General features: G+C 40.9%; 7 protein-coding genes. All 7 read left to right on the forward strand.

The window, feature by feature from the left end; translation table 11 throughout:
- Nucleotides 1-58: 58 nt before the first annotated feature.
- The 7 genes from polA to gyrA all read left to right on the forward strand — a co-directional run bounded on the left by polA (nt 59) and on the right by gyrA (nt 12,109).
- Nucleotides 59-2,962, forward strand: coding sequence for a DNA polymerase I (polA, locus tag ACYVRA_RS00460; protein ID WP_461250775.1), 2,904 nt, complete (start codon nt 59-61; stop codon nt 2,960-2,962).
- Between the two features lie 38 nt (nt 2,963-3,000).
- On the forward strand, nt 3,001-3,942 hold the full coding sequence (locus ACYVRA_RS00465; RefSeq protein ID WP_461250776.1) for an NYN domain-containing protein: 942 nt from the start codon (nt 3,001-3,003) through the stop codon (nt 3,940-3,942).
- A 374-nt stretch (nt 3,943-4,316) separates the two neighbouring features.
- Complete coding sequence (dnaA, locus tag ACYVRA_RS00470) at nt 4,317-5,723, forward strand: chromosomal replication initiator protein DnaA (RefSeq protein WP_461250777.1); 1,407 nt, start codon at nt 4,317-4,319, stop codon at nt 5,721-5,723.
- Nucleotides 5,724-5,924: 201 nt separating this feature from the next.
- Complete coding sequence (dnaN, locus tag ACYVRA_RS00475) at nt 5,925-7,025, forward strand: DNA polymerase III subunit beta (RefSeq protein WP_461250778.1); 1,101 nt, start codon at nt 5,925-5,927, stop codon at nt 7,023-7,025.
- Nucleotides 7,026-8,114, forward strand: coding sequence for a DNA replication/repair protein RecF (gene recF, locus ACYVRA_RS00480; RefSeq protein ID WP_461250779.1), 1,089 nt, complete (start codon nt 7,026-7,028; stop codon nt 8,112-8,114).
- A 12-nt stretch (nt 8,115-8,126) separates the two neighbouring features.
- Nucleotides 8,127-9,026, forward strand: coding sequence for a DciA family protein (locus ACYVRA_RS00485; RefSeq protein WP_461250780.1), 900 nt, complete (start codon nt 8,127-8,129; stop codon nt 9,024-9,026).
- Between the two features lie 590 nt (nt 9,027-9,616).
- Nucleotides 9,617-12,109 carry a DNA topoisomerase (ATP-hydrolyzing) subunit A gene (gene gyrA, locus ACYVRA_RS00490; RefSeq protein WP_461250781.1) on the forward strand — a complete coding sequence of 831 codons (2,493 nt, stop codon included), beginning with the start codon at nt 9,617-9,619 and terminating at the stop codon, nt 12,107-12,109.
- Nucleotides 12,110-12,143: the final 34 nt, after the last annotated feature.

Below are 12,143 nucleotides of genomic sequence, written 5' to 3' on the forward strand. Positions count from 1 at the left end.
ATTATTGCATAAATTGACTGTCGTTGCAAGGTTCGCTCCTCTTGTGTTACTATATAATATGAAAAATTTCGCTTTACCGCCTCTTTATTTGATAGATGCATACGGTCTTATTTATCGTTCATATTTTGCCTTTTTAACCCGTCCTCTGCGTAATAATGCCGGAAAGAACGTTTCGGCTTTATTCGGATTTGCCCGCGCTGTAATTTCCCTGATTGACGAAGGCGCTCCTGCCGCGGACAACGACGGTAAATGTCTTGATAACCTCATAAAGCCTGTCCGCCTTGCCGCGGTTTTTGATTCGCGAACTCCCACTTTCCGCCACAAGATGTACAGCGAGTACAAGGCAAACAGGCAAAAAACTCCTGAAGACCTTCACGAACAGGTTCCGTTAGTTGAAGAATTTTTATCGGCGTTAGGCGTTAAAAGCCTTAAAGTTGAGGGCTTTGAAGCGGACGATATTATAGCGACTCTTGCGGAAAAATGCCGCACTGAAAAAAGACAGTGCTATATTCTCTCGTCTGACAAAGACTTGCTTCAACTTGTCGGCGATGGAATATTTGAACTGCGCCCCTCAAAAATTAACAGAAAAAATGAAACCGCCTCAACGCCAGGTCCCGCGTGGGAGCTTATCGGTCACAATGAAGTAAAAGAGGAATGGGGCGTAGAACCGCCAAAAGTGCTTGATTTGCTTTCATTAACCGGCGACAATTCCGACAATGTTCCCGGTGTGGCTGGAATAGGAGAAAAAACAGCCGTCAAATTGATGGCGCGTTACGGTTCTTTAGATAATATATATAAAAACATAGCGGCAATTGAAGGCTCTGTCGGAAAAAAAATTGCCGAAGGAAAAGAAAACGCCTATTTTTCCCAGTCACTTATCCGCCTGCGAAATGACGTTGAATTGCCGATAAGTTCCGTTGACGAGTTGTCTGTAGAAAACATTGACAGATCTGCGGGAGCGAGAGTGCTTATCCGCGAAGGCATAAGGCAAAGCGCCAAGCAGCTTGATCCAAACGTGAAACCTGCCGCTCAGGCGGCTACCGTTCAGAAGGCCGCAGAGCAAAGCCCCGTTACGCAAAATTCTTCAGTTCAGGAAATGACAGATAACGCAAATCAAGCTGAATCAATTTCTTTTCCTTCGGCTGAGCAGAGTCTTCTTGGAGACGGAGTATACAAAACAATCCTTGATATTGACGAATTAATTTCTATTTTAGAAAAAGCAAAAAAACAAAAACTTTTAGCGCTTGATTTTGAAACAGATTCCCTTGACGCGTGGCATTCCCATCCCGTTGGCATTTCACTTGCGGTAAAACCAAAAGAGGCGTTTTATGTGCCAGTCGCTCCCCACGGCATTGGCGACGTGCTTTCAGAATTTAATAATCCTGAAAAAGTCCGCGCCCTGCTTTCCCCCCTGTTTGCGGATAACAAAATGACAATTGCCGCGCATAACGCCAAGTTTGATTACAAAGTGAGCCGTGGCTGGGGAATTGACCGCTGGAAGTGCAAAATTTGGGATACAATGACTGCGGCATGGGTTGTTGATCCTGAGCGCAACGCTTATTCATTGGACTCGCTTGTCGCCTACACTTTTGACTGCACTCCCCTAAAATATATGGACATAGTGCCAAAAGGTATGACGTTTAACGCTGTCTCTTTGGAAACCGCGACGCGCTATTCAGGGGAAGACGCGGACTTTTGCCTCAGGCTGAAACATCATCTTGAGCCAATGTTAAAGAAGACTGAATCTATCGCTCTTTTTGAAAATCTTGAAATGCCTTTGCTTCCCATTCTTGCAGAAATGGAAGGAGAAGGTATAAAAATTGAGCCAAAATCGCTTACAAGTTACGGAAAAGAGCTTGCAATTGAGCTTGATAAAATTCAAGCTGACACATGGAAAATTGTCGGACACGAGTTTAATCTGTCCTCGACAAAACAACTTCAGGAAGTACTTTATGTGGAGCGTAAACTTACTCCCGGCAAGAAAACAAAAACCGGCTATTCCACAGACGCGGCCGCGCTTGAAGAACTGGCGCGTGAAGACCCCGTCCCCGCCCTTATCCTGCGCCACCGCACTTTGTCCAAATTAAAATCAACTTATGTCGACACGTTAGCTGACATGGCTGACGGCGAAGGGCGGCTGCACACAAACTTTGTGCAGACCGGAACCGCTACAGGCCGCCTTTCCAGCCGCGAGCCTAACCTACAAAACATACCGGTCCGCGCCGAAGAAGGCCGGCGTATCCGCGAAGCTTTTATCGCTAAAAGCGGTTGCGTCCTCATTTCCGCCGATTACAGTCAGATAGAACTGGTAGTACTCGCGCATCTTTCGCAAGATAAAAATCTTATTTCCGCATTCAGGGAAAACCGCGACGTTCACGCTAAAACAGCGTCGTTAATCTTTGGCATTGATGAAAGCGAAGTAAAACCCGAACAGAGACGCATGGCAAAGACGATAAACTTCGGCGTAATTTACGGAATGAGCGCCTTCCGCCTAGCCAATGAGTTAAACATCAGCAGAACGGAAGCGCAAAATTTTATAAATGCGTATTTTAACACATACTCAGGCGTGCGGCAGTTTATAGAAAACACAATTAAAAAAACGGAACAGACAGGCTATGTTACGACAATTTCAGGCCGCCGCCGCTACGTCCCAACAATTAATTCGCATAACAAGACCGAAAAATCCGCAGCGGAGCGAATCGCTGTCAACACTCCCATTCAAGGTTCAGCGGCTGACATTGTAAAAATGGCAATGCTCAATCTGGACAAACGGCTTACCGCGGAGAAAAGCAAGGCGCGTCTTTTGCTACAAGTCCACGATGAACTGATCCTTGAGTGTCCAAAGAGTGATGCCGAGAAGACTTCGATATTGATTAAGACGGAAATGGAACAAGCGGCACCTTTAAGTATCCCTCTGCGCGTGAGTGTGGAGACAGGAAGCCGGTGGGGTGATTTTCATTAATACCTAGACAAGTCATCTAAAAAAATTTAAAATAAACTATGAATATCGGTATTTTATGGGACATAGAAAACGTAACTCCCCCTGTAGGGACAAACTATATACAATCTGTAATAGAAGCCGTATGTAAAGAAGGGCGTTTGTCTTACGCGATGGCGTTTGGAAATTGGAACAGCGATTCAATCAAAAATATTGCTTCTGATCTTGCTTCAAATAATTTTGAATTAATACATATTCCTAAATCCAGCGCAGGGAAAAAAAACAGCTCTGACATGTCTTTAATAGCGCATGGAGTCGAGTTAATTTTTCAATATTCGCACATTGACAGATATGTGTTAATTTCCGGAGACGGTGATTTTAGGCCGTTATTATTATCATTTAAAAAACACGGAAAAGAAACATGGGTTATTTGCGACGTAAATAATAACGCGTCCGAAGAATTGGTAAGGATGGCTGATTTTTCCATAGATTACAGAACGATAATTAAAAACATGGATGACTTTACCGAGAATGATAAAGATTTTATCGAAATTAAGGATAATGAATTAACAAAAGAAAAAGCGTTTGAATTATTCAGAGAGGCTGTCGGAATAATAATAAATGAAAATAAAAAACCTTTATCGCCTTCTGTAAAAATAAAAATGAAACTTTTAAATGATCAATTTAATGAAAATAAAATGGGATATAATTCATGGCTGGAATTTGTACAAGACGCTAAAAAAGCGACAAATATAACCTATGAAAATAATTGTTTTGTAATAAACAACAAAGAAGAAAACACCATTCCGGAAATATTTAAAGAGTTAATTAAAGAATTAGAAAAATACGATGATTGGGTTTTATTTCAGGTTATCGCTCAATATATAAATTTTAAAAATTCAGGATATAAAAAATTTAAAGACTTTGCCCTTGACGCGGAGAAACGTGGTTATATAAAGATAAAAAATAACAATCTTGACTGGTATATGAAAAGTAAAGAATAAGAATGAAAAAATCAGCAAATACATTGCAACAAATTTTTATTTTTCACTTGCAAAAATAAAAGTTTTGGGTTATATTTACCCTCTGTCTAATACGGCATTTTAAAAAATAGGCTATTCCATAGTGCAAAATCTGTGGATAAATCTGGAAAAAATCGAGCCGTTTATGACAAAAAAAAGGAGATAAAAAGTTAACCTGATTATATGTATTTGATTGTTGCTAATTCTTTACAGGATAAGGATTTAGCGCGATTCTACCATATCAGGTATTAAGTAAATGTTATAAAAATTCATACAAATTTTAGTTTAGATATCGAATTTATCAATATTATTCCTGTGGATAACATGTTGATAAAATAGTTTTTAAGGGCGAATAAATGGCTGATTTGGATTATGAGGGTTTTTGGAAAGAAACCCTAGTCCAACTGCGGAATAACCTAGGGGAGGAGGAGTTCAGCGGCTGGTTTTTAGATATAAAATACCTGCGTTGTTCAACAACAGATGCCGGAAAAACCAGCATAATAGCGGGGGTTCCATCTGCTTTTCACCGTGATAAGGTGAATTCTCATTATAAAAAACAAATAATTTCAATTTTAAGAGAAGTTTCAGGCCAGGAAATTGATTTTGAAATGGAAATAACCGGAAAAACCGCAAAAAAGGCTGAATCTCATCATAATCAACAAAAAAATGATAAATCTATTCCAGTAACACCTGAAAAAACTCAGAAAGTAAAGGAAAAAAGAGGGCAGCACCCCCAAATGAGGGATGATTATACCTTTGAACGGTATGTAGTCGGGGAAAATAACAAATTTGCCGCAAACGCCGCCTATGCAATAAGCAAAAATCCCGGTAAAGCTTACAACCCATTCTTGATTTTTGGCGGTGTAGGGCTTGGAAAAACACATTTAATGCAGGCAATAGGGAATCATATTTATGAAAATACGGATAATCGCGTAATATGTATAACTTCTGAAAATTTTTTAAATGAATATCTTGAAGGCCTACGCGAAAACAAAATGAGTGATTTTAAAAACAAATATAGGGAAACCGATGTTTTATTAATCGATGATATTCAATTTTTTACCGATAAACCCGGCGTACAAGAGGAATTATTTCATACTTTTAACTCTTTGCTTAACGCTAAAAAACAAATTATCTTTACTTGCGACCGCCCAATAGAAGAATTAAAAAAATTTCCGGAGCGAATTACCTCACGTTTCAAACAGGGACTAAAAGCTGACCTTCAACCCCCGCGTTATGAAGAACGCTGCGTAATTTTAAAATCCGTAGCCCAAACCAGAGGCGTAGTTTTTCCGGACGAAGTCATCGACTTGATTAGCAAAAGCATATCTTCAAATATCCGCGAGCTTATTTCCGCTTTAAACAACCTTATCGCTTATTCCGAGCTTATGGGAAAACCAATTACTTTGGAAATAGCTCAAAAACACCTAAAAAATATTTTTAATGATATAAGACCGGCAAATCTGTCAATGGATAATATAATAAGGGTAACTTCTGAATACTTTGGGCTTACTCCAAACGATTTAAAGGGGAAGAAAAGGTCTCAAAATATCGTTTTTGCCCGTCAGCTTTCCATGTTTATTGGCCGTGAAATGACAGATTATTCAACAACGGAGATTGGGCAGGAGTTTGGCGGCAAGGATCATACTACAGTAATGTACTCTATAGAAAAAATTAGGAGTAAATTACTGACTGATCCGACTTTAGAGGCGACTATTGAAAGCGTAAAGAGGTCTATCAAAGAATTTAGTGCAAAATACTGAAAAACATGTTAGAATAGTGTAGAAAAGCCGTGTTAAAAAGACGGCTTGTGTAAATTGTGGATTTTATTTAATAATTATCCATAGTTTTGTATAAATGTAATTATATAGCAGGTATAGAAATAAGTGAGTTATTAACATATACTGCTTATTATTGTTATTATTATTGTATATATAAATTTATAAAAATAGGAGGATTAAAAAATGAAGTTTACTTGTAATAAAGAGGTTCTGCTTAAGGAAATTTCCATCGCGCAGGAAATTATTTCATCAAAAAACGCTATTTTAATTTTGTCAAATATTTATCTTGAAGCTGTTAAGGATCAACTGATAATTAAAGCGAAGGATATGAAAGTTAATTTTCAATCTGAGATACCTGTTACAGTTATAGAAGAGGGATCGACAACTGTTTATTGTGATAAATTTTTTGGAATTATTAGCACATTCCCTTATGATGAAATTGAATTTTTTCAAAAAGAAAATACTGTCATAATTAAACCTGTAACTCAAAAAAAACCTGAATATAAACTTAAATGCATTGCTTCAGATAAATTCCCTGAGTTTCCAGTTTCAACAGAACCTTTTTTTGGAATACCCATTAAAGATTTTAAAGAGATGGTTCAACAAACGGTCTTTGCCGTTTCTGATGATGAAACTCGTTATTTTATGAACGGCGTTCTTTTAGAAAAAAGTGAAGGAAAAATAAATATGGTCGCTACAGACGGAAGGCGTCTTGCTTACATTGGAAAACCATTTAGCGATAAAATAAATGATTTTTCCGGTATCATCATTCCTCCAAAAATTCTTTCTACCGTTATAAAAAGATCGGGAGATGAAGGGCTTATAAATCTTTCCATAAGCGATAAAATGATATTTATCAGTTTCGCGTCATATCAATTTTCTTCAGTCTTAATCGAAGGATTATTTCCAAACTACAAAAAAGTCATTCCCGAAAATCAGGAATTTTCCCTCTCCATAAATCGCAATGAAATGCTTGACGCGCTGCGGCGCGTATCACTCATGGTAGAAAAAAAATCGCACAGAATTTATCTTGGCATTGCACCGGGAAAAATGGCTGTTTATTCCGAGGAGAGCGAAATTGGAACGGTAGAGGATGAGATTCCCTGCAAGTACGATGGTGAAGACGTTAAAATGTCCCTTAATTACCGTTATCTGGAAGAGCCTTTTAAAGTAATGACAGAGGACGAAGTTAAGATTCGTTTTAGTAGCGCGACAAAGGCGATAACAATAGAACCTGTTCCGGAAAAAGACTTTTTCCACATTGTAATGCCAATGCAGTCTTAAATGTTTTTTTCCTCTCTGCGGACAGCGTCTTTTAGAAACCTTGCGGATACTGAAATTTTCACAGGCGCGAAGGATGTTTTTCTTGTCGGGGAAAACGGCCAGGGTAAAACAAATTTTTTAGAAGCGTTGTATTTCTGCGCCTACGCTTCGTCCTTTCGCTCTGTCCGCGACGCGGAAATGGCGCGTAACGGAGAAAAAGACTTTTCTGCGGAAGTAAAGCTTTCCGACTCAATAAATGATCAAATACTTGTTAAATCCGAAAACGGTAAAAAAACAGTCTTTATAAACGGAAAACGCGCCGAGGACCGCAAAGAATTGCTTTCAATCGCTCCCAGTATAGTTTTCTGCCACGAAGACATGGAGTTTGTCAGCGGAAACCACGAAAAACGCCGTTGGTTCTTTGATCAAACATTGAGCCTTTACGACCCTGTCTACCTTGAAGACTTTCGCCGTTTCCGCCGTGTCTTAAAAACACGAAACACGTTACTGCGCGACCATGCCCAGCAAAAAAATCAGTCAGAAGGCGTAGAATCAGTTTTAGACGCTCTCGATCCGCAGTTTGCAATGTACGGTCTTAAATTGATGGAAAAGAGGGAAACCGCCGCCCGGGATTTTTCCGGTATTTTTAGCACGCTCTACGAAGAAGTCTCCGGTATTTCCGGAATCACTGTTCGCTACATTCCCTCTTGGAAATGCGATGACTTTCCTTCCCACCTGCGGGAAAGACGGGCTACGGAAATGGCGGCGGGGCTTTCACTTTCCGGTCCGCACCGTGACCGCTATCAATTTACACATAACGGCGCGGATTTTACAGTAAAAGCCTCCACAGGACAAAGGCGTCTTTTAGCCCTGTTACTGCGGACAGCCCAAGCTAGACGCTATTCTCAAGAAACCCGCCTTAACCCCATACTGTTACTAGACGACGTTCTCCTAGAAATGGACGGCGAAAAGAGACGCAAGTTTTTATCAGCGCTTCCCTCCTACGACCAGGCTTTTTACACCTTCCTCCCCGAAGAGCCATATCAACGTTATAAAAAAGTAGACACCCTTATTTACAACGTAAAAGAAGGCAAACTAGAAAAATTATGATATGCTGAGTTAATGAAAACCGCAGGGGAAATATTTTCAACTCTCTTTGATGAACAATTCATGAAAAAAGCCCAAAAATACTCAAAATTTTTTGACTCATGGAAAGACATAACCGCTAAAAACGGAATAGCCGCCGCGGCGGACCATTCCCGAATCAAAGACTTGGACAGAGGTCTTTTGCTAATAGAAACAGATCACCCCGGTTGGAAACAGATACTCCAGACAAAACAAAGCAAACTGTTAAACGATTTCCGCATCCGTTTTCCAGAACTGGAAATATCAAGCATAGCCCTTATACTAGGAAAAAGTGAGCCTGACAGCGGTTCGCAAAATAGTAAACCGCAGGAAATCGCGCATAAGACTGAAATCGCAGAGGAGCCGTCGCAAGAAGTTATATCACAATCCGCAGTTACAGGACTTGACGCTATCAAAGACGAAGAATTTAAAGAAACGCTAAAAAGACTTGGACAGAGCATAGCTATGAAAAATATAGTTAAACTTTTCGGGATTATTGCCTTTGTAGCGGTAATAGTATTCTCAATAGCTGCTTGCGGCGATGACGGGGACAATTCGGGGTCTAATGTTCTTACGGTGGACAATGTTCAAGGGACATGGACTTATACATTTTCAAGTGGCGGTTATAGTTATGTAAGTTTTAATGTAACCGAGCGAAATGATAATGGATATGCGGTTGGGACTTTGGGCTGGGGTTTTAACGGCACTTGGGTGATTGGGGAAGATACGACAGACGGCAATATAGTTAAACTTAAATGCGATATTACCTATGCCGTTATAAGTGATTTGGTAGGTAGATACTCGGCGGTTTTGTCTAATGGTGGCAAAACAATGACTTTGACAAGATTTGAAGGCACGGGGGTTGAAACCTTTACACTTACCAAAGGTCAATTATAATCATTTGTGAAAACGGCGGTAATTCGCCGTTTTTTGAAACTTGCCAATGAGGCGCAGGAGTAACTGACACCCAAATTTCATAGTAGTCAGTAACATCTAAAACTTTACAAAGCATTGTTCCCAAATTTTCTCTCGCAAAGGCGCAAAGGACGCAAAGTTCCTGTCCGATAACCCATTATTGATCTAAATATATTAGTTTAACTACAAATCTTGAAGGAAAAACGATAATCTCACAAACAACAACCTTTGCGCCTTCGCGCCTTTGCGAGAGGTCTTTTGTAAACATTTAGTTGTTACTGACTAATAGTGCCGTCAAGAAATTGGCGGCACTATCTTTAGTACATGCCGAATGTCTGTCACCTATAGCTGTTTGTTAATTTCCTCGGCTTTTTCTTTGAATGATAGTATACTATAAAGCATATTATATGATATTCCCAAGAATTATGCAAAGTTCGATTACACCCCTCTTCCTTAGTGTTCTTTGTCCCTTCGTGTTCTTCGTGTGAACCTTTAACAGTATAATCCCGTTTGATCAAATTCCGCAAAAATAGTATAATACCAGCAGTATTTAATCATTTAAGGATAAAAAAGTGGCAAAGATCGATACAACTGGCGAATTACCCATAAACGAGCCTACAGGCAAAGTAATTCCCATAGCGATAGAAGACGAAGTAAAAACAGATTATCTCAATTACGCAATGTCGGTCATTGTCAGCCGCGCCCTGCCGGATGTCCGGGATGGACTTAAACCCGTCCACAGAAGACTGCTCTACGCCATGGATACCCTGGGTTTGCGCCCGGGCGGAGGCACCAAAAAAAGCGCCCTCATCGTTGGCGAAACAATGGGTAAATACCACCCACACGGCGACTTGTCCTTGTACGATGCCCTTGTTCGCATGGCGCAGGATTTTTCCCTTAGATACCCGTTGATAAAAGGGCAGGGAAACTTTGGCTCAATAGACAATGACCCACCTGCGGCCATGCGCTACACCGAAGCAAAAATCTCAAAAATTGGCGATGAGATGTTGCAGGATTTGCAAAAAGAAACAGTCAATTTTGTCCCCAACTACGATGAATCCTTTATGGAGCCTTCCGTACTACCCTCTGCCATTCCCAACCTGCTGATTAACGGCTCCAGCGGAATAGCGGTCGGTATGGCTACAAATATGGCACCCCACAACCTTGGTGAAATTTGCGACGCTATTTGCGCCCTTATCGATAACCCCGACGCTAATAACGAAGACCTTATGCGCTTTGTTCAAGGCCCCGATTTTCCTACAGGCGGGACAATTTTTGGCAGACAGGGAATAAAAGAGGCTTACAAAACAGGGCGCGGAAAACTTCTTGTCCGGGGCAAGTTTAACGTAGAAACAACAAAACAAGGAAAGGAAAAAATCATTTTTACTGAAATTCCCTACAATGTAAATAAAGCCCTCTTACTTGAAAAAATCGGTCAACTTATGCGTGATAAGGTTATCGATGGCATTGCCAATGCAAACGATGAATCCGACCGTGACGGCATTCGCATTGTAATCGAGTTAAAAAAAGGCGCAATTGTAAAAGTCATTCTAAATCAGCTTTTCTCTAACACCCAGCTTCAAACCAGCTTCGGTATCATCAATTTGGCGCTGGTCGGGGGCAAGCCGCAGTTACTCACATTGAGAGAATTGGTTCATCACTTTGTTGAACATCGAGTCGATGTAGTAACCCGCCGTACCCGTTATGATTTACGCAAAGCCGAGGAACGCGCCCATATCCTAGAAGGGCTTTTAATCGCTCTCGCGAACATTGACGAAGTTATCGCCGTGATTAAAGCCAGCCGCGATGTGGCGACAGCCCGCCTCAAACTGCAAGAACGCTTTCTGCTCTCCGAGGCCCAGTCCGAAGCCATTGTCGAAATGCGTCTTGGCCGCCTAACAAGTCTTGAAGTTGAAAAGATTGAACAGGAACTCGCCGAACTAAAAACCCGCATCGCTTACTATAAATCCCTGCTGGCTGACGAGAAAAAACTTCGTGGCGTAATAAAAGATGAGACAAGAGAAGTCGCGGAAAAATACGGCGACAAACGCCGCACGGAAATTGTTGCCGGAGAAGTCGAAAATATCAATATTGAAGACCTGATTAAAAAAGAAGAGATGACGATTCTCATATCGAATTTGGGCTATGTAAAACGTGTTCCTGTCTCCGCTTACAAAAATCAAGGCCGTGGTGGCAAGGGAATGCAGAGCGCGAAACTTGTTGAGGATGATTTTGTCCAGCAAATATTTGTCGCGTCAACGCACGAGTACATTATGTTTATCACAAGCGCGGGCAAGGCGTATTGGATGAAAGTCCATGAGTTGCCGGAAGGGAGCAAAATCAGTAAAGGCTCGCACATTAAGAGCCTGCTTACTGTTTCGCCGAATGAGGACATAACAGCGATAGTCTCGCTCAAAGATTTCAGTGACACCGAATACTTGTTCATGGGTACGGCTTGCGGCGTTGTTAAAAAAGTAAAAACAAGCGAATTCTCCAATGCCAAAACCCGAGGCATAATAGCGATAAATCTTGACGAAGGCGATAAATTGGTCAGCGCGTTGTTGACAAAGGGCAACGATGAAGTAGTACTAATTTCCCGCAGGGGACAGGCGCTGCGAACACACGAGGAGCACATACGCGCAATGGGGCGTTCTTCGCGCGGAGTTACCGGAATGAAGCTGTCAAAGAGCGATGAATTAGCAGGAATGTTGAGGGTAGACGAAAAAGAAAAAATGCTAATTCTCTCTCAATATGGATATGGCAAACGTATCGAGTTTAACGAATTTACTTCGCATGGACGCGGCACTGGCGGACAGAAAATCTACACGGTAGCGGAAAAAACAGGCGAAATTGTCGGTTGTGTAAACGTGCTGGATAATGAGGATATAATGTGCATCACTAGCCAGGGCAAGTCAATAAAGCTAAAGGTTGACGATATTCGTATAATGGGACGCGCCGCTCAGGGTGTGCGAATACTAAGCATTGATAAACCGGACTTTGTAATCGGTCTGGATAGAATAGTAAAAGAAGACGAACCTGCGGATAAAACTGATGAATTAGTATAGTGGAAATAAATTTAATTTAGGTGTATTATTTATT

The sequence above is a fragment of the Treponema sp. R8-4-B8 genome (genome assembly GCF_054786175.1).

What these genes read in the sequence shown, in the direction of transcription:
- ACYVRA_RS00485 (WP_461250780.1), top strand. Translation starts at nt 8,127, where the DNA reads ATGAAAACCGCAGGGGAAATATTTTCAACTCTCTTTGATGAACAATTC.
- ACYVRA_RS00465 (WP_461250776.1), top strand. Translation starts at nt 3,001, where the DNA reads ATGAATATCGGTATTTTATGGGACATAGAAAACGTAACTCCCCCTGTA.
- recF (WP_461250779.1), top strand. Translation starts at nt 7,026, where the DNA reads ATGTTTTTTTCCTCTCTGCGGACAGCGTCTTTTAGAAACCTTGCGGAT.
- polA (WP_461250775.1), top strand. Translation starts at nt 59, where the DNA reads ATGAAAAATTTCGCTTTACCGCCTCTTTATTTGATAGATGCATACGGT.
- dnaN (WP_461250778.1), top strand. Translation starts at nt 5,925, where the DNA reads ATGAAGTTTACTTGTAATAAAGAGGTTCTGCTTAAGGAAATTTCCATC.
- dnaA (WP_461250777.1), top strand. Translation starts at nt 4,317, where the DNA reads ATGGCTGATTTGGATTATGAGGGTTTTTGGAAAGAAACCCTAGTCCAA.